The organism is Pontibacter sp. CAU 1760 (assembly GCF_054482735.1).
This window is the reverse complement of record NZ_JBTLRL010000003.1, coordinates 120,749-143,854: the sequence shown is the minus strand read 5'-3', so window position 1 is coordinate 143,854 and position 23,106 is coordinate 120,749. Positions and strand designations below refer to the sequence as shown.

18 protein-coding genes are annotated in these 23,106 nt (G+C 53.8%); 6 read left to right on the top strand and 12 right to left on the bottom strand.

Annotated features, from left to right (window positions below; translation table 11 throughout):
- Positions 1-47: 47 nt before the first annotated feature.
- Genes ACXYMU_RS05450 through nirB form a run of 4 tightly spaced genes read right to left on the bottom strand, consistent with a single transcriptional unit; the run spans position 48 to position 5,294 of the window.
- Positions 48-1,337: an alginate export family protein gene (locus ACXYMU_RS05450; RefSeq protein WP_458985351.1), complete on the bottom strand. Its 1,290-nt coding sequence runs from the start codon at positions 1,335-1,337 to the stop codon at positions 48-50.
- Positions 1,338-1,391: 54 nt separating this feature from the next.
- Positions 1,392-2,363 carry a molybdenum cofactor synthesis domain-containing protein gene (locus tag ACXYMU_RS05445; protein WP_458985350.1) on the bottom strand — a complete coding sequence of 324 codons (972 nt, stop codon included), beginning with the start codon at positions 2,361-2,363 and terminating at the stop codon, positions 1,392-1,394.
- A gap of 30 nt (positions 2,364-2,393) precedes the next feature.
- A complete protein-coding gene (gene nirD, locus ACXYMU_RS05440) occupies positions 2,394-2,753 on the bottom strand; it encodes a nitrite reductase small subunit NirD (RefSeq protein WP_458985349.1) in 360 nt (119 codons plus the stop codon).
- Positions 2,754-2,792: 39 nt separating this feature from the next.
- Positions 2,793-5,294, bottom strand: coding sequence for a nitrite reductase large subunit NirB (gene nirB / locus ACXYMU_RS05435; protein ID WP_458985348.1), 2,502 nt, complete (start codon positions 5,292-5,294; stop codon positions 2,793-2,795).
- Positions 5,295-5,934: 640 nt separating this feature from the next.
- Here nirB and cobA point away from each other — a divergent pair.
- Positions 5,935-6,693, top strand: coding sequence for a uroporphyrinogen-III C-methyltransferase (gene cobA, locus ACXYMU_RS05430; protein WP_458985347.1), 759 nt, complete (start codon positions 5,935-5,937; stop codon positions 6,691-6,693).
- A 46-nt stretch (positions 6,694-6,739) separates the two neighbouring features.
- On the opposite strand, the gene ACXYMU_RS05425 is transcribed toward cobA, so the two are convergent.
- From ACXYMU_RS05425 to ACXYMU_RS05415, 3 genes are read right to left on the bottom strand one after another with little or no spacing between them, the layout of a single operon-like run.
- Positions 6,740-7,558, bottom strand: a complete 819-nt coding sequence (locus ACXYMU_RS05425) for a DUF6671 family protein (RefSeq protein ID WP_458985346.1) — start codon at positions 7,556-7,558, stop codon at positions 6,740-6,742.
- Positions 7,542-7,862, bottom strand: coding sequence for a hypothetical protein (locus tag ACXYMU_RS05420; protein WP_458985345.1), 321 nt, complete (start codon positions 7,860-7,862; stop codon positions 7,542-7,544). Before ACXYMU_RS05420 ends, ACXYMU_RS05425 begins: the two co-directional genes overlap by 17 nt.
- A gap of 10 nt (positions 7,863-7,872) precedes the next feature.
- Entirely contained in the window at positions 7,873-8,037 is a 165-nt protein-coding gene (locus ACXYMU_RS05415) for a hypothetical protein (protein WP_458985344.1), read from the bottom strand.
- A 215-nt stretch (positions 8,038-8,252) separates the two neighbouring features.
- Here ACXYMU_RS05415 and ACXYMU_RS05410 point away from each other — a divergent pair, with 215 nt between their 5' ends.
- Both ACXYMU_RS05410 and ACXYMU_RS05405 read left to right on the top strand, forming a co-directional pair.
- Positions 8,253-9,176, top strand: a complete 924-nt coding sequence (locus ACXYMU_RS05410) for a LysR family transcriptional regulator (protein ID WP_458985343.1) — start codon at positions 8,253-8,255, stop codon at positions 9,174-9,176.
- A 180-nt stretch (positions 9,177-9,356) separates the two neighbouring features.
- Positions 9,357-10,334 carry an L-threonylcarbamoyladenylate synthase gene (locus tag ACXYMU_RS05405; RefSeq protein ID WP_458985342.1) on the top strand — a complete coding sequence of 326 codons (978 nt, stop codon included), beginning with the start codon at positions 9,357-9,359 and terminating at the stop codon, positions 10,332-10,334.
- Positions 10,335-10,350: 16 nt separating this feature from the next.
- On the opposite strand, the gene ACXYMU_RS05400 is transcribed toward ACXYMU_RS05405, so the two are convergent.
- The gene (locus ACXYMU_RS05400; RefSeq protein WP_458985341.1) at positions 10,351-10,899 is read right to left on the bottom strand and encodes a DUF4136 domain-containing protein; all 549 of its coding nucleotides are present in this window, start codon (positions 10,897-10,899) and stop codon (positions 10,351-10,353) included.
- Positions 10,900-11,108: 209 nt separating this feature from the next.
- Here ACXYMU_RS05400 and ACXYMU_RS05395 point away from each other — a divergent pair, with 209 nt between their 5' ends.
- Positions 11,109-11,405 (top strand): sll1863 family stress response protein, encoded by a 297-nt coding sequence (locus tag ACXYMU_RS05395; protein ID WP_458985340.1) that lies wholly within the window; start codon positions 11,109-11,111, stop codon positions 11,403-11,405.
- A 140-nt stretch (positions 11,406-11,545) separates the two neighbouring features.
- Here ACXYMU_RS05395 and paaN read toward each other — a convergent pair whose 3' ends face one another.
- Positions 11,546-13,219 carry a phenylacetic acid degradation protein PaaN gene (paaN, locus tag ACXYMU_RS05390; RefSeq protein WP_458985339.1) on the bottom strand — a complete coding sequence of 558 codons (1,674 nt, stop codon included), beginning with the start codon at positions 13,217-13,219 and terminating at the stop codon, positions 11,546-11,548.
- Positions 13,220-13,542: 323 nt separating this feature from the next.
- Here paaN and ACXYMU_RS05385 point away from each other — a divergent pair, with 323 nt between their 5' ends.
- Complete coding sequence (locus tag ACXYMU_RS05385; RefSeq protein ID WP_458985338.1) at positions 13,543-16,785, top strand: S8 family serine peptidase; 3,243 nt, start codon at positions 13,543-13,545, stop codon at positions 16,783-16,785.
- A gap of 297 nt (positions 16,786-17,082) precedes the next feature.
- Here ACXYMU_RS05385 and ACXYMU_RS05380 read toward each other — a convergent pair whose 3' ends face one another.
- A complete protein-coding gene (locus ACXYMU_RS05380; protein WP_458985337.1) occupies positions 17,083-19,359 on the bottom strand; it encodes an aconitate hydratase in 2,277 nt (758 codons plus the stop codon).
- Positions 19,360-19,638: 279 nt separating this feature from the next.
- On the opposite strand from ACXYMU_RS05380, the gene ACXYMU_RS05375 reads away from it, so the two are divergent.
- A complete protein-coding gene (locus ACXYMU_RS05375; protein ID WP_458985336.1) occupies positions 19,639-20,814 on the top strand; it encodes a peroxiredoxin family protein in 1,176 nt (391 codons plus the stop codon).
- A 148-nt stretch (positions 20,815-20,962) separates the two neighbouring features.
- Here ACXYMU_RS05375 and ACXYMU_RS05370 read toward each other — a convergent pair whose 3' ends face one another.
- Together ACXYMU_RS05370 and ACXYMU_RS05365 are read right to left on the bottom strand one after the other, a co-directional pair.
- Positions 20,963-22,135 (bottom strand): DmpA family aminopeptidase, encoded by a 1,173-nt coding sequence (locus ACXYMU_RS05370; RefSeq protein ID WP_458985335.1) that lies wholly within the window; start codon positions 22,133-22,135, stop codon positions 20,963-20,965.
- A gap of 340 nt (positions 22,136-22,475) precedes the next feature.
- Entirely contained in the window at positions 22,476-23,105 is a 630-nt protein-coding gene (locus ACXYMU_RS05365) for a class I SAM-dependent methyltransferase (RefSeq protein WP_458985334.1), read from the bottom strand.
- Position 23,106 lies beyond the last annotated feature (1 nt).

Below are 23,106 nucleotides of genomic sequence, written 5' to 3'. Positions count from 1 at the left end.
AAAAAGTTAGAAATAAGCGATGCTAACAGGGTGATGTGGCGGGAGGGTTACTCCTTGAAAAGCGTAGGTTTAAAGGTCAGCATCAGCCAGGCCCACTGGTTCAGGGTTTGCCCCTGCCGGCCTTTCAGTGCTTCCATCGAAGGGGTGGCGTAAAGTTGCGAGTACCCGGCCTTCAGGTTAAAATCGGGGCTGATGTTGTAGTTGTACACCAGGTCTATCTCTTCCCCGAGCCGTGAGGATAGCGTAGTACCCGACTCGGCGGGATCGACCACGGTTGCTGCGGACTCGAAGTGGTGGAACTGCCCCATCAGGCTACTTTTGCCACCGAGCTTCACGCTGGTTTTGAGGTATACATCCGCCAGGCCAGCGGTTTGCCCTGCCTGGCCGTGCCGGTTGCCAACATAGAAGTAATCCATGAGCCCGTAAAAAGCGTGGTTGGTGCCATACAGGGGTATAAAGGCTTTGTTGCGGGTGTCGTTGGCATCAGAGCCGGACAAGTAGTCTATACCCAACGTGATAGGCGCCAATGCTGTAGCATAGGTTGCAGACACAGCCGCCAGGTAAGCGTTCACGGTTCTGCCAGCCGGGTCTTTGCCGCCCTGGTAGTAGAGCTCGCCACCCAGCAGCACTTGCCCTATTTTGTGCTCACCCACTAACCCGTAGGTTTGCCGGAAGAACACCGTCGAATCAGCGCTGCGCTGCCGCCCGTCGTTGAAGAGCAAGGCAGAGAGTCTGGTGGCCGTGCCCCACTCCTTATGGAGCCAGAGGTACTGCATGGCTTTGTAGTTGTCGTTGGTGCCGTAGAAGGTGCCGGAAAGCTTGGCGGGCTCAAAGGCCACTTGCTGGTTGAACCCCGCCCCCACATGCACGGCAAAGCCGGTGCTGTCGGCATACATCAGGCGGGCGGCATCGTGGCTGCGGCCCTGCTGCGCCCAGTCGAGGTTGCCCAAGAAGCGGGCATTGTCGTAGTCCAGTTCCTGGCGCCCCACGCGCAGGGCCAGCCGCGGCGTGAACTGGTACTCGCCGTAGGCCTCGTACATGTTCAGCAGGCTGGGGTCTGCCTTGTAAATCTGGGGGGTGTTGCCCCATACCCGAATATCCTGCACCGAGAGGCGCAGCCGCAGTTTGTCGGCTTTGTAGCTGGCGTTCAGCCGCGAGCGCTGCTCGATGAAAAAGGCAGGCGACTCGCTCTCCGGCTGCACCGACTTAAAGCCGTCGCGAAGCTCTGCCCGGGGGCGCACCTCTGCCGATAACGTGAATTGGGCCAACGAAGCCTGCGCGCTCAAGAGCAACAGACACAAGCCAAAAAATGCATTGCGGGTAAAGCTTCCTGTCATTTTGAAAGAATTTAAGGTATAAAACACTGTGCCGCGACTTTTCTCAGGCAGGGCTTACAGCTTGCTAAGCAGGTATGGTTTGGCGCGCTTCCGGACCATATTCCGGGCCTGGAACACTGCCGGCAAAATGGCCTCCAACGACTCCCGGACACCATTTGAACTACCAGGCAAGGTGACTACCAGAGTGCTGCCGATCACGCCGGCCACGCCCTGGCTCATCATGGCCAGGGGGCTGCGCTCCTGGCCGTGGCTCCGCATGGCGGCTACAATGCCATCGGCCCGTTTATCCAGCAGTTCCTCCACGGCCGCCACTGCGGTATGCTGCGGCCCCAGGCCCGTGCCGCCTGTGGTGAAAATAAAACCGACCCCTTCGTGCACCCAGGCCTTGATTTGTTGTTGTAGCTGCCGCCTGTCATCTGGCAGGAGGGTATAATGCGCCACATGGGCTCCCGCCTCCTCCAGCAGTTGCCTGGCCAGCAGGCCGCTGGTGTCCGGGCGCCTGCCTGCAGCTTTCTCGTCGGAGCAGGAAAGGACGGCACAGATGGGCGGCGTGGCAAAATACTTGCCTTTGCGGTGTCGTTGCGCCGGTAAGTCCAGCAGGCGCACCTGCCCGATTTCCAGCTGGGCATCCTGCACCCGAAGGCTGTTGTAAAGCTCCAGTATAGCCACTGTTACCGCGGTCAGGATTTGCATGTCTATACCTGCCCGCCCAATCGACTTGGCCTGGCCCGTCACCACAATCCCGGACCGTTGCAGCACTGTCTCCGGAAACATGCTCGCGTGTTGCGCGGCATCCAGCCACTCAAAAGTGAGCTCCAGTCCGTCAAGGGCAGGGGTATGGGTGCTGGGAAGCAGCTGCGGGCTAGCCTTCGCCCCTAAGAAACCCGCCGCCCGCGCCATCCCAAACATTCCGGCCACCGTGCAAGCTTGCGCCTGCAGCGACTGCTGTGTGGGCGCTCCGCAAAAAAGTATGCCTCTTGCGTGGGCCTCGTGCAGTTTTGTGCTGCTATGGGTAAGGTCGTGCATGGGATGGTGCGTGAGGGTGAGGTCGCAGGATCAGGATTCCATGCCTACATACACCTTATCGCCTTCCACCTTCACGGGGTACGTTTTCAGCTGGTACTCGTCTCCGCTGAGGCACTCGCCGGAGAGTAAAGAGAAGGTCTTTTTATGGAAAGGGCAGGCCACTTTGGGCTCGCAGGCATCACCGGCACTCCCGATCATCCCCCTGGAGAGCACCATTTGCTGCTTGTGCGGGCACAGGTTTTGGGTAGCGTACCAGGCACCGCGGCGGCTGAAGTTGAACAAAGCGATCTGCTCGTCACCCACCTTCACGCAGCCGCCGCCATTTTGCGGAATGTCGCTTGTGGTGCACACATATACCCACGCTACTGCTATCTCTACTGCTGTATTCATATGTTAAGTAATAATGGTGATGCTACTAAAAATGGAAGGCTACCACTCTTTGGCTTTCACCTGCTCGCGCATGCTGTCGAATTGCAGGTTCGGGTCCTTCTCTTTCGGGGCGTTCACGAAGTGTGAGAACTGCTTGCGCAGGTCCGGGTTGTCCACCACCTCTTTCCACTCGCAATGGTAGCTGTTTACCAGGGCGGCCATCTCAGTTTCGAGCTGCTCGTTTATACCCAGGCTGTCGTTGATGATCACATTCTTGAGGTAACTCATGCCCCCCTCCATCTTGTTGAGCCAGGTGGCGGTGCGGGTAAGGGAGTCGGCGGTTTTGATGTAGAACATCAGGAAGCGGTCGAGGTACTTGACACAGGTCTCCTTGTCAATGTCGGTGGCCAGCAGTTGGGCATGCTGCGGCTTGGAGCCGCCGTTCCCGCCCACATACAGGTTCCAGCCCTTTTCGGTGGCGATGATGCCGAAGTCCTTTGACTGTGCCTCGGCGCACTCGCGCACGCAGCCGCTCACGCCGCCCTTTATCTTGTGGGGGGCCCGGATGCCGCGGTAGCGCTCCTCCACCTCAATGGCAAACGACACCGAGTCGTGCAGGCCGAAGCGGCACCAGGTGCTGCCCACACAGCTCTTGACGGTGCGCAGGGCTTTGCCGTAGGCGTGTCCGCTCTCAAAGCCGGCGTCAATCAGTTCTTCCCAGATATCCGGTAGGTCGCTGACATGCGCGCCGAACAGGTCGATGCGCTGACCACCCGTGATCTTGGTGTAGAGCCCGTATTTCTTGGCCACCTGCCCGATCACGATCAGTTTATCCGGTGTTATCTCGCCGCCCGGTATGCGCGGCACCACCGAGTAAGAGCCGCCTTTCTGGATGTTGGCCAGGTAGCGGTCGTTGCTGTCCTGGATGGTGTGCTGCTTCACGATCACGTCGTTCCAGAGGCTGGCCAGGATGCTGGCCACCACCGGCTTGCATACCTCGCAGCCGTCGCCCTTGCCCAGCTGGTCCAGGGTATCGTCGTAGGTCTTGATGCTGTTCATTTTCACCAGGTCGAAGAGTTCCTGGCGCGACAGGTCGAAGTGCTCGCACACCACGTTCTTGATGTAGGTGCCGTTGGCTTTCAGGGTTTCGTGGATGAGGTCTTTCACTAGCGGCACACAGCCGCCACAGCCCGTACCGGCCTTGTTGCACTTCTTCATTCCATCCACGCTGGTCACGTTCAGGTCTGTCACGGCACCGCATATAGCGCCTTTCGACACGGCCTCGCAGGAACAGATCAGGGCCTCGTCCGGCAAAGCCGTTACACCGGCACCACCAGCCGCCTCGCCGCCTCTTGCCCCCAGAATCAGGTCTTCGGGGTTTGGCGGCAGCACGAGCTTGTTGTTCACCGTTTGCAGCAGGATATTATAGGCATCAGCATCCCCGATCAGCACGCCTCCCAGCAGGTATTTGCCGTCGGTGCTGATGTTGATGCGCTTGTACACGCCTTTATGCGCGTCCTCGAACACGATGGAGCGGCTGTCGGGCTCGGTCACGAAGGGATCGCCGAAGCTAGCCACGTCCACCCCGATGAGCTTCAGTTTGGTGCTCATGTCGTAGCCCGTGAATTCCCGCTGGCCGGCGCTTAGCTGCGTGGCCACCACTTCGGCCATCTCATACCCCGGTGCCACCAGCCCGTAGATCATCCCGTCGTACAGGGCGCACTCGCCGATGGCGAAGATGCTGGGGTCGCTGGTCTGCATCTGCTCGTTCACCACGATGCCGCCACGCGTGCCTGTCTCCAGTCCGGCCAGTCTGGCCAGCTCGTCGCGCGGACGTATACCCGCCGAGATCACCAGCATGTCCACCTCCAGGGCGGTTTCGTCAGCGAACTGCACGCCTTTGATGTTGTCGGCTCCCTGTATGCTGCTGGTGCTCTTATTGAGGTGTATCTTCAGGCCCAGCGACTCCAGCTTGGATTGCAGCATGCGGCTGCCTGCCGAATCTATCTGCCGGGGCATCAGGCGGGAGGCGAACTCAATTACGTGCGCTTCCTCCAGGCCCAGGTCAATCAGCGCTTTGGCCGCCTCCAGCCCCAGCAGGCCGCCGCCCAGCACGGCTCCCCGGCGGGCTACTTTGGCGTAGGCCTGGATCAGGTCGAGGTCTTCGATGGTGCGGTATACAAATACGCCGTCCTTCTCCACCCCCGGTATATCAGGCACAAAGGCCGACGAGCCCGTGGCCAGCACCAGGTAATCGTACGGTTGGGATACCCCCTTCTGGGAATGGATAATCTTCTCAGCGCGGTTGATCTCCGTGATGGTTTCGCCCAGGTGCAGGGTAATGCCGTTTTCGCTATACCAGTCCAGGTGCGACATCGAAAGATCGTCCGCCGACTTGCCATTGAAGTACTCGCTCAGGTGCACGCGGTCGTAGGCATGGCGCGGCTCCTCTCCGAACACGACGATATCGAACGCTGCGTCTTTCTTGCGTAGTTTCTCGCAGAATTTGTAGCCAACCATTCCGTTGCCTACTACCACTATTGTTTGCCGGGGCTTATTCATAATATTCAATTTTATTCGCCACTTAGCTGTGTCAGCTTATCATTTGCTGCCTTACAAAGCTTGCTATCCTTACTCCGTATTGCACATAAAAGCATTATTATTAATGATTTTATTAACCAAACTTAACAACCGTTAACAAATTATCAAAATAGCTGTCATCCATTGCAACCACTACAACAACTATCCTGATTATTAAAATTTTAACAATTACAGCAAAATTCGCCAGTTCAACGTGGTTTAATTGAACAATACCCATATTGTGAAACCTTGAAAAAAACTTGCGAATTTTTAATTACCCCACATAATCAAGGTACCATAAATTATTATTTAACATATTTACACTAACCACCCTTTATAAATAGAGGGTATAATTTCTTAATCACACTTAAAATCATCAATACCACCTTTATATTTGGACCTATTCTATTTTATACCTTATTTAGACATAACTTATGCTTTTTTAATAATACACTCAAAACATCCTTCATGCTTAACCTTACAGAAACAGGTAGAGGCAAGAGCGGGAGGAACTATATGAAAGGGAAGCTAAAGCCGAACAATGCTGGCTGATTGAGGTGGATTGCTGATGCCCAATTTTAAGGCTGCGCAGCTTATAGTGCCCTTAACCGTAAATACATTTATGTCCGGACAACTACAGACACCAGAATTATATGTGGTGGGCGCTGGCCCAGGAGACCCAGAACTCCTCACTATGAAAGCCTACCGGGTATTACAGCAGGCAGCGGTAATACTCTATGATAACCTGGCAAACCAGGAACTGCTTGATATTACCAAACCCGACTGTGAGCACATCTATGTAGGAAAAATGCCCTATGGAGATTATACCCCCCAGGAAACCATTCATGAGCTCATCAAAGAGAAGGCTTTGACCAAAGGCATGGTGGTGCGGCTGAAGGGCGGCGACCCTTACATATTCGGGCGCGGTTTTGAGGAGGTGCTTTATGCCCGCGCGCATGGTATACGCACGCATTATATTCCGGGTATCACGAGTATGCAGGCGAGCGGCTTTGAAGATATACCGCTCACGCACCGGGCGGTCAGCGAGGGGGTATGGGCTATTACGGGCACCAAGAAAGACGGCTCCCTTTCCAGGGACCTGCGCCTGTCGATGCAGAGCAATGCCACCGTGGTTATATACATGGGCATGAAAAAGGCTGCGGAGATTGCCGCAACTTACGTGCAGGAGGGCAAGGGCGACATGCCTGTGGCCGTGATCCAGCATGCCTCCCTGCCGCATCGGAAATCAGCGGTTGGCAAGGTAAAAAACCTCCCGCAGCTTATTCAGGACCATCAGCTCACCTATCCCGCGCTTATTGTAATTGGCTGGGTAGTGGCGGTGCAGGACAAGTGCGCTACGGCCTGCCCTTCCTATTCCTGACTGTTACATCTCCCGGTTCCATACCCCTTACGTGTGCATAGTGCCGTTAAGGGTTACAGAGGCTGCAGTACATGGGGTCTTCGGTCGCTTTTTGATGTGGGTAGTTCTCTACCTGCACAAAGTTACAGTGCTGGCAAGTATACTTATACCCAAGGATTGACTGGGTAGGGAAACGGCAATGGTCGCAGGGCAAACCCTGGGTAACCTCTGTAACGGCAAACCCAGGGATATCGCATTTCGGGCAGCAGGAGTTTACCTTCTGCAACAGTTTCTGGGCAGCCTTTTCGATCACGGCCATACGGGTGGGGTTATACATGGCCCGCATGTCTGTCTCGACATATACCACCCCGTGCTTCTGCTGCAGGCTTCGGAAGGAGTCGAGGAGCAACTCCCAGTCGGTTATACCCTTCACGGCATCCGCATTATGGCTTCCCGGCTTCCGGACAATCAACCCGTGAGAGGGAAACAGCGCCCGTTCGGCGAACTCAAGCAGCTCCATCTCATTAAAGATTTCCTCGCCCCCAAAGTTGGTATCTGCGCTTAACTCCCGCACCGTAATCTCCAGGTTATGCTTCTTGTCGATCAGCATCAGCACCTCCTCATCTGCTTGCAGGAAGAAGAGTTGTGGGTGCGGCCCAAATGAGCCTTCGCTGGCGATGGCCAGATCATGACCGGAAAAGGCCATGGCTTCCAGGCATTTCTTCCGGACTGTAGTTAAGGGGTCTGCCTTTCTTTCTACCTTCCCGCAAAAGGTGCCAAACACATCTGTGTCGAAATTCTGGGCAATAACGCAGGTAACTCCCAAACCTTGCTGAAACAAGGGGGAAATTACCTGCTCTTTCTGATGCTTAGTTGCTATTAACAACTTCCTGCCGTTGAACATGGGCTGAGCTTTGAAGAGTGGGGCCAGGCACGACATGTACTGTCGCCTGTATTTTCAAGGTGGTGTTTTCCTGGGTTGCTTTCTCAACCATGGCAATAACTTGTTTTTTAGCTTCTCTTAGTTCTTCCAGCCGTGCTTCCGATTTTTCATCGGCATAGCCTAACCGCATCAGCGAGCTAAAGCTCTTCAGTTCATGAAAGTTTATCTTGCTCTCAATCGTCTTGAAAAGAATTTCTTTGGCCTCCAGGGGCGTGTACTCACCGGCAATCAGATCGAATGTGTTCATGGTAATTTGATTATAAGTTAAGGGTTGAATTAGTGTTTAAGCGAAATACATTCAGGAACAGCAGCAGGACAGCCCCTTTCAGGAATTCAGTAAGGATGGGGTCCTGGTTTACAACTGCAGTCAGCAGGCAGATTGCCAGCAGCAGCACGTTCAAGAGGGTGATAAAAGGCTTCATGTATCGTTTTGGTTTATAATTGGTTTTGGTTTATGCCTGTGCCTGGTGTATGACTTACTACTTATGCCCCCTCTCCCCTATTTGATTTCCTGCTTCGGTGCATAAGCCCCCTTCTCATGACTGCCTGCCCGTTGTGTCATTCGGCGATACAAACCTCCGCATTTGCTTACATAAATAAAAATATATACTTTTAATGAAACCCATAAATAAAACTTATGAACTATACCCTGCACCAGCTTCAGGTGTTTCTGAAAATCACGCAGACCATGAGCATTACCAAAGCGGCAGAGGAATTGCACTTAACTCAACCGGCTGTATCCATCCAACTTAAAAACCTGCAGGACCAGTTTGACATTCCGCTTACAGAAGTAGTGGGCAGGAAGATATTCATCACGGATTTTGGAAAGGAGATAGCTGAGGCGGCAGAGAAGATCCTGAATGAGGTGCATGCCATCAATTACAAAACACAGGCGCACAAAGGGCAATTGATTGGCCGGCTGAAGATCACGGTGGTCTCGACGGGCAAGTACGTGATGCCCTACTTCCTGTCGGATTTTCTGAAGCAGCACAGCGGGGTAGAGTTGGTGCTGGATGTGACCAACAAGACCAAGGTGATTGAAAGCCTGAAGCAAAATGAGGTCGATTTCTCGCTGGTGTCGGTGTTGCCGGACAATCTGCAGACAGAGAAAATTGAGTTGATGGAGAACAAACTCTACCTGGTGGGCGGCAAGGGACAAGCCTTCCGGGGGAAAACGCACGAGCAGAGCCTGCTGGAGCAAATGCCGCTGATTTACCGTGAGCAGGGCTCGGGCACCCGCCACAGTATGGAGAAGTTTATCAAGCAGAACAACCTGGCTGTTATCAATAAGCTGGAACTCACCTCTAACGAGGCCGTGAAGCAAGCTGTGATCGCCGGGCTCGGCTATTCCATTATGCCCCTGATAGGCATCAAAAACGAATTGACGAACGGCGACCTGCAGATCATACCCGTCAAGGGCTTCCCCATCAACTCGACCTGGAACATTATCTGGCTTAAAAACAAAAGCTTTTCTCCGGTGGCTGCGGCCTTCCTAAAGTATATCGAGCACGAAAAAAGCCGCATTATGCAGGAATGGTTCGGTTGGCTCGATCAATTCTAAGTCAATCCTCAGCCTGTTAAATTTAATTTGATTCGCTAAATGCGAACCCGAAATTAGCCATACCTATAAGCACATCTTATGCCTTGCATAAAGAATATAAATAGGCGCTTATAACGCGGCTTGCATACCTTTGTAGGGTGAAGTAATGTGGTACTTCCCGTAAAGCTAAAGCATATAGGTATGGCTGCTATTGGTCAGGACATTCAACGCGCTGCGCAGTTGCTAAGAGAGGGAAAGGTTGTCGCGATCCCAACGGAAACGGTGTATGGCCTGGCGGCAAACGCCTTAGACCAGCAGGCCGTGGAGGAAATTTTCAGGGTGAAGGGCAGGCCGCATTATAACCCCCTGATCCTCCATATCGGTAGCAGCGATGATTTGCATAAGTATGTGTCAGCGGTTCCTGCTTTAGCACAAAAGCTGATCGATGCGTTTTGGCCCGGGCCTTTGACGTTGCTGTTGCCTAAAAAGGACATCGTCCCGCACCTGGTCACGGCCTCTTTGCCACAGGTTGCCATACGTGTACCGAACCACCCCCTCACTTTACAGCTGTTGCAACAGATAGATTTCCCGTTGGCGGCCCCAAGTGCCAATCCGTTTTGCTACATAAGCCCTACCCACACCGAGCACGTGGAGCAGCAAATCGGAAACAAGATTCCATATATACTGGAGGGTGGCCCGTGCCAACAGGGGCTCGAATCTACTATTGTTGGCTTTGAGGAAGATGTACCGGTTATTTATCGTTTGGGGGCCATTGCGCCAGAAGAGATAGCGGAAGTGGTAGGCGAAGTCAAAATGCACCAGAAAATTGACAGCCATCCGGTGGGCCCGGGCATGCTGCTTTTTCACTACTCGCCCCGAACGTCCTTTTACCTGGCAGATAAACCAGAAGACCTGCTTCAGAACGCTGACCTTAGCGCTACAGGCATGATCACGTTTAACCGAGCTGTTAAAGATGTCCCGCAAGAGCATCTGGCCATACTATCTGAGTCAGGCAATGTAAGGGAGGCTGCGCGTAACTTGTACCAAGCCCTGCACCGGCTGGACGCCCTGAACCTGACATGCATCATCGCGGAAAGACTGCCGGACTACGGGTTAGGCAAAACGATAAACGAACGCCTCACGAAAGCTGCCGGCAAAACAAACCCTTGTAAGGCTTAATCCCCTGCACTAAGCCTTACAAGGGTATATCTTCAAATAATTTGGCCATACCCCGCTGCATTTGCTCTTGCACCTTCGCTGGCTCACTCTTCAGGATGGCCTCTGCAGTGCCCTGCCAAACCAGTTCGTTTCGCTCGTTGTTTACAAAGTCCACCGACACAGTGCCTTCCTGGTAACGCCCTACTTCAACCTCACGGCTGCGCCAGGTATAGCGCCGCTGCCCGATATACTGCGGCGGGTCTGTCAGGATATTCGTCTCGCGGGTCTGTACTCTCTCCTTCACTACAATCCCCAGGTTAACGAGTAAGTCCGGGCTTGAGGCGGTTTGTTTGAGGCCGCGCTGCTTCAGTTGCGCGGCGATGGCTTGCTGCAGGGAGGCTAATTCCGTGGCGTATGCCTGGCCGATACCCTGCTCTGAGGCAGCATCCATGTCATAGAAAGTAAAGGTTTTATACTCGCCTAGCCTGAAATCGGGGGCGGGTTCGGTGGTGACATGTATGGCTGGCCTGCACCCCGCAAGCCAGATGAGCAAAGGAAGGAACAGCAAACAGCATATTGGTTTCATGTGTCATTCAGGTTAGTGTATCGTGTTTGTATACGGAATTCCAGGCCCGGCTATTTAACATCTAGGCACAATCGGGATTAAAGAGATATCCTTAAAGCACCCGAAACACGCGACCTTGGTATATCCTTTTTTGATGAGATAAGTATTACATGAAACAAGTCTCTCAATAAATCGCCTGCAATGGGCATGGTATAACGATTTCTAAAGCTATGGACCACTACCCTCTCAAACCCGAAAACATGAAAGCACCCGCGCACCTTACCCGCGAGGAGATACAGCTAAGCCTGGATGAACTGGACAGCAAAATAAAAGTGCTGAAAGGGCGCGCCAACGCCACTGCCGCCGACTCGAACCATACCTACCACGAGCACATTGCGGGGCTGGAGAAAAAGCGGGAACTGATTGCCTCTAAAATGGCCGACGCCAAAGAAGACCAGAGCAGCTGGCACGAACTCCGGGAAGGCCTTGAGAGCCTGAAAAAAGAGATCACCAGTTTGTTTAAGTAAATTCCCCTGTAACAAGGCTGCCGGGTCTCTTTAGATGGCCTTGTTACCGGGTATGGTTTGCAACTTACATCGCTGAAACAAAAAAGGAATCCCCTGTCCGTACAAGGCAGGGGATTCCTTTTTATAGGCTATCGGCAAAATTAGCTTGCTGCAGGCTCTCTGAACCCTACCCAGGTAAATCGCTTGATCACGAACTCCGGGTTAGAGAAAGAAGCATTGCCTGCCGGGTTCCCGCCCGTCCCGTGGAAGTCTGAGAAGGCGGCGTTCTGGTTGAGGTAGGTGGCCCCTGTCAGGTTAATGGCAACGGAAGTACCCGCCAGGCTCATCTCATCCATGATCAACTCCCTCATTTCAGGATCGGTGGTATAGGCACCGCAGGAAAGCGCCCCATGGTTCAGGGCCATCTCCTTTGCAAGCTCCACGGATTGACTGGTATCCTTCGTCTTTACAACGAGCACCACCGGCCCGAACATCTCGCGGCTATAGCTTTCCTTTTCTGTAGCGTCTATTTCATAGATTACCGGGGTGCAGGTGCGGGCATTCTCAAATACCGGGTGCGCAAAATCGCAGGTGCTCAGCACTTCTTTGCCTTTCAGGTCCTTGGCGCCTTTCACGCGCTCCAGTGTGGCGGGGTTTTGAATGGCACCCAGCACGTGCGGTCCCGCCTTTGGGTTGTTCACGAGTGCCGTAACCGCATCCGAAAACTTCTGCACCACTTGCTCATAAGGCACGGTCTCGCCTGCTACCACAACCCCGCTCTCCGGGATGTAGAAGTTTTGCGGAGCCGTGCACATTTGCCCGGAGTACAGTGTCACCGAGAAAGCCAGGTTCTGCACCACTTTGTCCAAATCCTCCATCGAGTCTAGGATGACAGAGTTGACGCCTGCTTTTTCGGTGAAGATCACTTTGCCCTGCAGGCCCTCCAGGTAATTCCCGAACGCCGAACCGCCGGTATAATCAATCACTTTTACCTTCGGGTGCTCTGCCAGCTCTTTCGTAATGAGGCGGTCATCGGCATCCACGCCAAGTTGGCAGATGTTGGGGTTAAGCCCGTTTTCCTGCAGCACGCGCTGCACCTCGGCCACCACAATGGCAATCGGCAGCACGGCCTTCGGATGTGGCTTCACGATCACAGGGTTGCCGGTTACCAGACTGGCAAACATGCCCGGCACAGTGTTCCAGGTCGGGAAGGTCGCGCAGCCAATTACCAGGGCAACACCTTTTGGCACTGCTTTCCAGCTTTTGTTCAGCCTCAGGCTGTATTTCCCCATCGCTTTCTCCCAACTCACAGCTTCCGGGAAGCGTGTCTGCTCCTCGTAGCCAGCGGCCACAGCCTCCAGCGCGCGGTCCGCGGCGTGCGGCCCCGAAGCCTGGAACGACATCATGTAAGCCTGACCGGTGGTATGCATGGTGGCATAGGCAATCTCAAAAAAGCGGCCCCTCAGGCGCTCAATGGCCTCTACCAACAGTGCCGCTCTATCTGCGGGCTTTACCTTACGCCATGCATGGAAAGCCTCTTCGGCACGTGTCACTAACGTTTCAGGCGAAAAGAAAGGGTACTTAACTCCCAGTGGCTGCTGCTCGTAAGGCGACTCTTCCTGCCCTACCCATGTTTCAGGGTCTTGCTGCAGCAGCTCGTCGAAATTCCTGTTCAGTTGTGCCTTGTATTTCTCGCGGCCATCTTTGTCCGCAGTCTCCCCATATACATCCGGTGAAGGGTTTTCAGGGAAATGGGCGAAAAAGGTGCGTTCATGCAAGGCACGAACTGCCGCTTCGAGGGTGGAATTGTGCTTATCCACTAAATTTAAATTCATAGTAGTTTGATTATATAATAGAAAACATATACATTAACAACAAAATAACACAACAAAAGCTTATTTACGCCATAAAGCCATCAATTCGCTTTTACACTGCCTTGCCCTTTCAGGGGGCACTTGCTTTAAGGAAAGATACTAAAAAATTGCCTTGGTTGCAGAAGTAAATAAAACTACATCTAGAAACCTGTAACACAACGAAATACAAATCATTTTCATGCCCGTTAATAGATTTAAAGCCTATTCTCTTTTATATTTACTCCATGTTCCCACTCCTCTCTTTGCTTAAGCATGGCGTCTGCACTATCGTTGCAGTCCTATTTTTGTCTAACTGGGTTTACGGGCAGCGCCCGGCCACTTTTGGAGAGAACACGGTTCCGAACACAATTGTATATAAACTGAAGCCCGCCGCTGCGCAGGCCGCCCGCACAAACCAGGCATCGGCGCGCAGCTTTAACAGGGCCCTGGAGCACATCGGGGCCCAACGGGTGCACCAGAAGTTCCCGGCTCAGGCAGCTGCTCCAGCAACCAATACCCGCAAAAGAACCCCAACCGTAGACCTTTCCCTGATTTACGAGCTGCAGTATGCCCCAGGCATGAAACTGGAGGAGGTACAGCAAACGCTCATGGCAACCGGACTGGTGGCGTATGCCGAGCCGCTTTATATCCGGGAGCCCCTTTCCCAACCCAACGACCCACACGCAGACTCCCTGAAAACAAATCAGTTTTACCTTAAGCTGGTGCGCGCCTATGAGGGATGGGCAGTGGAGAAAGGAGACACAAACGTTGTGATCGGGATACTGGACACAGGATACAAACTGAGCCACGAGGACCTGCGCACCAAGGTAAAGCGCAATTACAGCGACCCTATCGACGGCATTGACAACGACGGGGATGGCTACGTGGACAACTACACAGGCTGGGATTTCTCGGACCAGGACAACAATGTGTTTGACGATACACAGTACAAAGGCCATGGCACCGGGGTGGCAGGTGTGGCCGCAGGTGCCACCAACAACGGCAAGGGCATTGCCAGCCTCGGCTATAACACCCTTTTCATGCCCCTTAAGGTATTTTCATCTGTCAAGAACGGGCGCTTTGGGGGGTATGAGGCTATTGTGTATGCGGCCACCCACGGCTGTAAGGTCATCAACCTATCGTGGGGCGGCACCGGCCAATCGCAGTTTGAGCAGGACATTATCAACTTTGCTGCCCTTGACTACGACGTGCTGATCGTGGCCGCTGCCGGCAACACTAATAAATTATTGGACATCTTCCCGGCGGCATACGACAATGTGCTCTCGGTGGGCGGCTCCAATACCCTCGATGTAAAGTCCAGGGACCATTCCTACAATTACCGGATAGACCTGACAGCGCCGAGCGAGAACATTCTGTCCCCGAACATGACCAGCGACAACAGCTATGCCGGAGCCTGGGGAACCTCATTTGCCTCCCCTATTGTGGCGGGGGCTGCAGCATTAGTGAGGTCACGGTTTCCGCACCTGACTGCCTTGCAGGCGATTGAGCGGCTACGCGTCAGCACCGATGACATTTATAGCCTGACAGGCAACCAACCTTACGTGGGGCTACTTGGCAAAGGTCGCTTGAACCTGAAGCGCGCCCTGAAGGAAGCACAGCTACGCTCGGTGCGCTGCACGCTTGCCAAACTGGAAGCCCGCAGTCCTGTTGCGGCTGCAGGCAGCACCGTGTTCCTGGAGGCAAGCTTCCAGAACTACCTGGCCCCTGTCAGTAACCTGACCGTAAGCCTGTCGACTGCCTCCCCTTACGTGCAGGTGGAGCAGGGCACCTTCATTGCGGGGGTAATGGCTACCAACAGCACCAGCCATACCGGGGCTCGGCCGTACACGCTGCGCATCACCGCAGATGCACCCGAAAACTATACCGTATACTTGCGCCTGGATTTTAGCGATGACAGTTACACAGATTTTCAGTACATCCCGCTTGTCATCAACCCAAGCATTGTTACCCTGACGGCCAACAACATCAACATCAGCCTGAACAATACAGGGAACCTGGGCTATAATGGCCTGAACTTTAAACAAGGCGTGGGCATGCAGTACAAAGGGGGCCCTTCGCTTTTGTTTGAGGGAGGACTAATCGTAGCAACAGACTCCACCAGGGTTTCCGATAACCTGCATAACGCTGACTGGCTAAACGATAACAACTACAAATCGGCAGGCCCGATCCAGCTGTACAACAGCACTGCTTTAGCCGACCAGGAGGTACGCTCGGCCATGACTGCTGCCGGAGAGGGAAAGGCAGGCGTGAAAGTGAAGCAGGTGGCCTCGGCCTGGAAAAGCAGCCCGGATCTGGATTACGTGATCGTGGAGTATCAGCTGACCAACATCACCCCCGATACCCTCAGGAAAGTGCACGCCGGCTTGTTTGCAGACTGGGACATCGGAAATTATACCCAAAACGCTGCCGCCTGGGACAGCGCACTGGCATTGGGCTACGTCTACAATACCGTAGCCCCACTCCCTTACGCTGGCCTGAAACTGCTAAGCGATACGGGTGCTCCACTTTACCATGCTGCGGACAACGTTGGCGGCAACGACTCCACTGTGACTGTGGATGATGGCTTCACGGATTTAGAAAAGTACAAGATCATCTCGAGGGGCATCAGCCGCACGCGTGCCGGAGGGGTAAACGGCAACAGCGTGTCGCATGTGCTGGGGGAGACTTTTTACCAGTTGGCCCCGAACGAAACCCGCACGGTAGCCTTTGCTGTGCTGGCCGCCGACAACCTGGATGACATGAGAACCTCTGCCGCTGCCGCGCAGGCCAAGTATAAAAGCATCAAGACAGGCCCGCTTCCTTCCGGGGTGCAGCAAAGCATCTGCAAAGGCGCTGCAGTGCTCGTAACACCTGACAAAGGCAGCAACTTCCGTTTTTATACCGACCAACCAAAGCAACACCTGATTGGCGAGGGAAACTCTTTGAACCTGGGCACTCTGGTTGATAATAAAACCATTTACGTGAGCAACGCAGATTCGCTTTTCGAGAGTGCGACGGTAGCCTATACCTACCAGGTAGCCGCGCTACCCGTAGCCAACTTCACCCTGGAAAAAGCATATGCCACCACCGCTGCCGCCATCAGCCCCGTAAACCACAGCGAGCACGCCGCCTCGCTTCTCTGGGACTTCGGAGACGGAACAGTTTCTACGGACCTGCAGCCACAGCACACTTACCAAAACGCCGGCCTGTACTCCATCACGCTCACCGCAACCGACAGCATGGGCTGCACACAGAGCATCACTCAGAAACAAGTGCAGGTGTACGCCAACGAAATAGTCTTATACCCTAACCCGGCCTACAACTTTGTCGCGCTTTCGCTGCTCGGCCCTATTGACCCCCACAACAAGGCCTCCACACCGCACTTAACGCTAACCGACCTGACGGGAAAAGTCGTAAGTCCTGACAGCTCTATACAAGGCAGCAACCTGCATTTCGATGTGAGCAGACTGACCGCGGGTATTTACATTGCGCATGTGCGATACAACAACACGACCATAACCAAACGCATCTTGGTGCGCCACAGGTAAAGCTTGGAGTTGACTAACCGGCATTATTTATACCATCAAAACCATCAAGCAAAAATCCCCCTGCGGTTAGCTGCAGGGGGATTTTTGCTTGCCCGATATTTTCAGGTTACAGCGTATGATCAGGCCGTTGCTGCTATGCATGCTTCTTTTTGCTCCCATTAAGGCACAGCCACAAGGTTGATAGTTCCTCATACCCTGTTATTGTACTTCGCTCCTACCACCTCACTTAACCGGTATAAAACACGAAGGCCTCCTGCTTGCAGGAGGCCTTCGCAATGAAGTATCAACAGGAAAGAATTAAGCTTGTGCGCCTTTTTCCTTCAGACGGATCAGGTTAAGGGCAGAGCCTGCCTTGAACCACTCAATCTGTCCCTGGTTGTAGGTATGGTTTACCATGAAGCTGTCCTGGCTGCCATCTGCGTGGTGCACAACCACTTTTAATGGCTTGCCTTCCTGGAAGTCTTCCAGACCCAAGATATCAAACGTATCGGTCTCCTCGATCAGGTCGTAATCCGCTTTGTTGGCGAATGTCAGACCCAGCATACCCTGCTTCTTCAGGTTAGTTTCGTGGATACGCGCGAACGACTTCACGATCACGGCACGAACACCTAAGTGACGTGGCTCCATAGCCGCGTGCTCACGAGAAGATCCCTCACCGTAGTTCTCGTCTCCCACTACCACCGTTCCGATACCGGCGGCTTTGTACGTACGGGCGGTTGCCGGCACGGTGTCATAGCCACGGGTCATGTCGTTGTATACCTTGTTAGACTCGCCGTTAAAGGCGTTGATGGCACCGATCAACATGTTGTTAGAGATGTTGTCGAGGTGGCCGCGGTACTTCAACCATGGGCCAGCCATCGAGATGTGGTCTGTGGTACACTTGCCTTGCGCCTTGATCAGCAGCTTCAGACCTCTCAGGTCAGTGCCTTCCCATGGCTTAAAGCCTTCCAGCAGTTGCAGGCGGTCAGATGCAGGGCTTACCACTACATCTACCTGGCTGCCATCCTCAGCAGGGGCCACATAACCAGCGTCTTCTACAGCGAAGCCCTGAGTCGGCAACTCGATACCCTGTGGCTCATCGAATTTCACCTGCTGGCCGTCCTTGTTCGTCAGGGTATCTGTCAGCGGGTTAAAAGTCAGGTCACCGGCAATAGCGAAAGCAGTTACGATCTCTGGCGATGCCACGAACGCATGTGTGTTCGGGTTACCGTCGTTACGCTTCGCGAAGTTACGGTTGAAGGAGGTGATGATAGAGTTCTTGCGCGTCGGGTCATCGGTATGGCGTGCCCACTGGCCGATGCACGGACCGCAGGCGTTTGCCAACACCACACCGCCCATTTCCGCGAATGTGTCCAACAAGCCATCGCGGGCTGTGGTGTAACGCACCATCTCAGAGCCTGGCGTGATGGTGAATTCTGCCTGGGCTACCAAGCCCTTTTCGATTGCCTGTGAGGCGATAGAAGCAGAACGGGTAAGGTCTTCGTAAGATGAGTTGGTGCATGAGCCGATCAAACCTACTTCTAGTTTAGCTGGCCAGTTGTGCTCTTTAACAACGGCTGCGAACTGAGAGATTGGCCAGGCTGCGTCCGGCGTGAACGGGCCGTTTACGTGTGGCTCCAAGGTAGACAGGTCGATCTCGATCAGTTGGTCATAGAAGGCAGCTGGGTCAGCGTATACCTCGTCGTCGGCACGCAGGTGTGCTGCTACCTCATCGGCCATGTCAGCAATCTCCTCGCGGTTAGTGGACATCAGGTACTCACGCATTTTGCGGTCATAAGGGAAAAGCGAAGTCGTCGCCCCGATCTCAGCACCCATGTTACAGATGGTGCCCTTGCCAGTACAAGACATCGACTCAGCACCGTCACCGAAATACTCCACGATAGCGCCCGTACCACCTTTTACAGTCAGGATACCAGCCACTTTCAGGATCACGTCTTTCGGAGAAGTCCAGCCGCTCAGCCTGCCAGTCAGTTTCACACCGATCACTTTAGGGAACTTCAGCTCCCAGGCCATGCCGGCCATTACGTCTACGGCATCTGCACCGCCGACACCAATCGCCACCATACCCAAACCACCGGCATTCGGTGTGTGCGAGTCAGTTCCGATCATCATACCACCCGGGAAGGCATAGTTCTCCAGCACTACCTGGTGAATGATACCCGCACCCGGCTTCCAGAAGCCAAGACCATATTTGTTGGATACAGAGGCCAGGAAATCATACACTTCCTTGTTCTCATCGTATGCATCCTGCAAGTCAGCGTCAGCGCCCACGCGCGCCTGGATCAGGTGGTCGCAATGCACGGTAGATGGAACCGCCACCTGCGGTTTGCCAGCCTGCATAAACTGGAGCAACGCCATCTGAGCGGTTGCATCCTGCATCGCTACCCTGTCCGGGGCGAAATCCACGTAAGACTTGCCACGCTCAAAACCCTGCGTTGCTTTGCCTTCGTAAAGGTGGGCGTACAGGATTTTCTCTGTTTGGGTAAGCGGTCGGCCAACTGCCTGACGGGCAGCGGTAATGCGCTCTTCCATGCCGGCATATACTGCCTTGATCATTCCTAAATCAAATGCCATAGTTTTGCTATTGTTAATTTTTATATTGCTTACTTATAAAGTCCACAAAGGTACGAAAACTAAGTTTCTCTTAAAACATTAGCCCCTACGAATATAGGGTACATGATTAATTAGACAGGCTCTTAGTGCCGTATGCGGATTTTTGGGCCGCATGGTGTAGTTTTGTGATACCGATTCATACTCCTATTCCGCATGAAACATCAGTTTGTTAATACCCCTGCCAGCCTGTTTTTGTTTTTGGCAATAGTAATCAGTCAATTTTTATACTCCTGTACCTCAATGGACACCCCCGATAACACGATTGAAGAAGGCTACTGGCGCGTTGCCTTGCAGGCACAGGGCCAGGAAATCCCCTTTGTGATGGAAGCCGCGCAAAAAGACGGCAAGCCCGTGCTTTATTTAATTAACGGTGACGAGCGCCTGCTGCTGGACGACATCACCCCGCAAGGCGACTCGCTTAAGATCGGCCTGCATATTTTTGACGCCGACTTGATTGCAAGTGTCAAGGATGGTAAGATGGCCGGCCGCTTCGTGAAGAACGACACCCAGACCCGTTACTCGGTGCCTTTTACCGCTGTGCATGGCAAGCAGAACCGCTTTTCTGAAAGTCCCGCTCCTGCTACTTATACCTATGATGGTAAATGGGAAGTGGTTTTCTCGGACAGGGAAGGCGGCAGCTACAACGCCATCGGTGTGTTTGAGCAACAGGACAACCACGTAACCGGAACTTTCCTGACAGAAACAGGCGACTACCGCTACCTCGAAGGCCAGGTGGAAGGCGACCAGCTGAAGCTCTCGACCTTTGATGGCAACCACGCTTACCTGTTCACGGCAAAGCCAGCATCTGACAGCACCCTCATCGGTGACTTTTACTCCGGCATAAGCGGTTACGAAAGCTGGACGGCAAAGCGCAACGCCAATGCCGAGCTCGCCAGCGCCGACACCCTGACTTACCTGAAGGCGGGGTATGAGTCGCTTGACTTTACGTTCCCGAACCTGGAGGGAGAATCTGTTTCCTTGTCGGACCCTAAATACAAAGGCAAGGTGGTGATTGTGCAGTTGCTGGGCTCGTGGTGCCCGAACTGCCTGGATGAAACGCAGTTCCTGATTCCTTACTATATCAAGAACAAAGACAGAGGCGTGGAAATCATCGGGCTTGGCTTTGAACGCAGCCCGGAGTTTGAGAAGGCCGCCGCGCGCCTGCAAAAGATGCAAGACCGCCTCAACATCAACTACGACTTGCTGGTGGCAGGCGTGTCGGACAAAGAGGCCGCAGCCAAAGCCCTCCCCGCTCTGAACCACGTGATGTCCTTCCCGACCACCATCTTCATTGGCCGCGATGGCAAGGTACGCAAGATCCATACGGGTTTCTCCGGGCCCGGAACCGGCAAGTATTACGAGGAGTTTGTAGCGGACTTTAACCAAACCATGGAAAAGCTACTGGCTGAGAAATAGTCTCACTGAAACGCCTTCAGCAAAAAGCCATCTACTGTCGAAAACGGTAGATGGCTTTTTCGTGGTGAGCAACCTTGCTCATACCCCTAACAGGCGAAGGGTGCAAGCATATCTCGATGGCAAGGGCGCTCGCTGACCTGGGAACAGCCTATTTTTTAACCTTGAAGCGGTTGTATTTGCGCAGCACGGCTTTTAGCTTGTCTTTTGGGATTTCATAGAGCGTGTTCCCATTGACGCCTTCCATGGTTTCAGCCGCCATTAGGGCATTGATGATCGCCTCTTCTGTGCTCTCCACAGCGGCTTTGTATACCTCATCCATATGTTCTTTCGGCAAGCTTTGCCAGGTTTCGATGGTTTCATCCTTATTCAGTTTTGAGGTGGCCGTGCTGAAAGCCAGGAAGATGTCGCCTGAGCTGTTGCGCCCCAACCCGCCGGTTCGCGCCACGCCTAAGGAGGCCCGTTTCGCTACCTGCTTTAGCTGCATGGGCAGCAAGGGCGCGTCTGTGGCCAGTATAACGATGATTGACCCGTCTTTTTCCTTCGAGTTGATAATAGGCCTGGCCTCCAGTATTTCCTGGCCTACCGGCACCCCGGCAATAACAAGGTCTCGCCGTCCGCCAAAGTTGCCCTGCACGAAGGCCCCCACCGTATAGGATGCCTCCCCGATGCGCACAACCCTGGACGAGGTACCGCTGCCGCCCTTGAAAAGGAAGAGGCTCATACCCGTTCCGCCCCCCACGTTGCCCTCTGCAACCCTCCCGGACTGGGCAGCATCCAGCGCCTCAAACACATCTTCTTTCTTGATGTGCAGCCCGTTGATATCATTCAGAATCCCATCGAAGGTTTCGGCCACCACCGGCAGCCCGAACGAGAAATCAAGCATATCCCCTTCCGAGAAATGCTTGATATTCCACTCCCCGATCGCATCGCGCACTACTCCCACACTGTTGGTGTTGGTGATGCCGATGGGACCATAGGTGACGCCGTACTCCTCCAGCACCGTGGTACCGGTCATTTCCCCATCGCCGTTTAGCGAGAACCAACCCGCCGGCACAGGTGCATTGGATTTTCCCTTGGGCAGGATCACCGTCACGCCAGTCCGGATTGGTGCTTGGCCCGTGCCGTGATGCGCTTTTCCGATGATCTTGGTCTTATACCCTACCAGCACCCCGGCCACGTCGGTAATGGCGTTATGCGTACCGGTGGTTCCTTCGAACGGTATCCCAAATTCGCGCGCTCTTGGTTTTGTCTGAGCCACTGCTACTGTGCTCACGCTAACAGCCAACAGGAGTAGCGGAAGCATTTTTTGGATAGAAGTCATTTAAGAATCGTTAAAAGTCTGTTGGCTGCCTGCACCTGAACGAACCAGGCGCAAAACAGCAGGCATGCTCCCTTAGCAGGCCACACACGTGATACATTATGAAAGCTAAAATTAATGAATCCCCTGAAATATCTTATAATTACGATGCTTTGCCAAAGCCTTTATCGCGCGCAACACATAGTTAGTGTAGCTGAGAGGGTATGGCCTTCTCCAGTAGCTAAAGCTGGTTATTCGTTATGCCTGTTGCATTGCTCTCACATGCGCTGAATTGGTTTCCAACCGCTCACTCGGGCTGGGGCGCGTTACCCTTCATGGGTGGATAGGTGGGCCGGTAAACCATTTAGCTCAGTGCCGGTTTGCGCAGACGGATGAGTCGGAAAGTACCGCCCAATGCAGCTGGCTCATTCAGTTCTACTTGCAGGGAGGTATGGCTTACAATACTGCCGATGCTGCGGTTAATGTCTGAGAAGAGGGTGCTGGCTATTTGGTTGAGTAATCGGCGTACTGGTGAAGGCTGAACGCCATCGGATAAAAACTTATCGAACACCATCACGGTGCCGCCCGGCTTCAAAACCCGCTCTGCCTCCTGCAAACAGGCAACTGGGTCTGGTATCACCGCCAGGATCAAGTGTAGTAGCACAGCATCGAAAGATGCATCCGCAAACATCAGCGCCTGCCCATCCATTACTTTGGCTTTGACAGGTATGCCCAGCCGCTCCGCCCGCTTTTGAAGCAATGCAATCATGCCGGGAGTGATATCAATAGCTGTGATGTTGGGATAGTCTTGCAAGTAGGGTAAATCCAGGCCGCTGCCGGCTCCCAGAATCAGCAGTTCATCGGTGGAGTGCGCACCCAAAAGTGCCACTGAGCGTTTTCGGCAGCGTCGAAAAAACCGGTCTGCCACCAGGTCATAAATGGGCAGGTACAAGGTATAGCGAAGGCGGTTCCAGGCGTTGGTGTTGAGTCCCATG

What these genes read in the sequence shown, in the direction of transcription:
- ACXYMU_RS05365 (WP_458985334.1), bottom strand. Translation starts at nt 23,105, where the DNA reads ATGGGACTCAACACCAACGCCTGGAACCGCCTTCGCTATACCTTGTAC.
- ACXYMU_RS05405 (WP_458985342.1), top strand. Translation starts at nt 9,357, where the DNA reads ATGGCTGCTATTGGTCAGGACATTCAACGCGCTGCGCAGTTGCTAAGA.
- ACXYMU_RS05410 (WP_458985343.1), top strand. Translation starts at nt 8,253, where the DNA reads ATGAACTATACCCTGCACCAGCTTCAGGTGTTTCTGAAAATCACGCAG.
- ACXYMU_RS05450 (WP_458985351.1), bottom strand. Translation starts at nt 1,337, where the DNA reads ATGACAGGAAGCTTTACCCGCAATGCATTTTTTGGCTTGTGTCTGTTG.
- ACXYMU_RS05400 (WP_458985341.1), bottom strand. Translation starts at nt 10,899, where the DNA reads ATGAAACCAATATGCTGTTTGCTGTTCCTTCCTTTGCTCATCTGGCTT.
- cobA (WP_458985347.1), top strand. Translation starts at nt 5,935, where the DNA reads ATGTCCGGACAACTACAGACACCAGAATTATATGTGGTGGGCGCTGGC.
- ACXYMU_RS05370 (WP_458985335.1), bottom strand. Translation starts at nt 22,135, where the DNA reads ATGACTTCTATCCAAAAAATGCTTCCGCTACTCCTGTTGGCTGTTAGC.
- ACXYMU_RS05415 (WP_458985344.1), bottom strand. Translation starts at nt 8,037, where the DNA reads ATGAAGCCTTTTATCACCCTCTTGAACGTGCTGCTGCTGGCAATCTGC.
- ACXYMU_RS05420 (WP_458985345.1), bottom strand. Translation starts at nt 7,862, where the DNA reads ATGAACACATTCGATCTGATTGCCGGTGAGTACACGCCCCTGGAGGCC.
- nirB (WP_458985348.1), bottom strand. Translation starts at nt 5,294, where the DNA reads ATGAATAAGCCCCGGCAAACAATAGTGGTAGTAGGCAACGGAATGGTT.
- ACXYMU_RS05445 (WP_458985350.1), bottom strand. Translation starts at nt 2,363, where the DNA reads ATGCACGACCTTACCCATAGCAGCACAAAACTGCACGAGGCCCACGCA.
- ACXYMU_RS05380 (WP_458985337.1), bottom strand. Translation starts at nt 19,359, where the DNA reads ATGGCATTTGATTTAGGAATGATCAAGGCAGTATATGCCGGCATGGAA.
- ACXYMU_RS05395 (WP_458985340.1), top strand. Translation starts at nt 11,109, where the DNA reads ATGGACCACTACCCTCTCAAACCCGAAAACATGAAAGCACCCGCGCAC.
- nirD (WP_458985349.1), bottom strand. Translation starts at nt 2,753, where the DNA reads ATGAATACAGCAGTAGAGATAGCAGTAGCGTGGGTATATGTGTGCACC.
- ACXYMU_RS05375 (WP_458985336.1), top strand. Translation starts at nt 19,639, where the DNA reads ATGGACACCCCCGATAACACGATTGAAGAAGGCTACTGGCGCGTTGCC.
- paaN (WP_458985339.1), bottom strand. Translation starts at nt 13,219, where the DNA reads ATGAATTTAAATTTAGTGGATAAGCACAATTCCACCCTCGAAGCGGCA.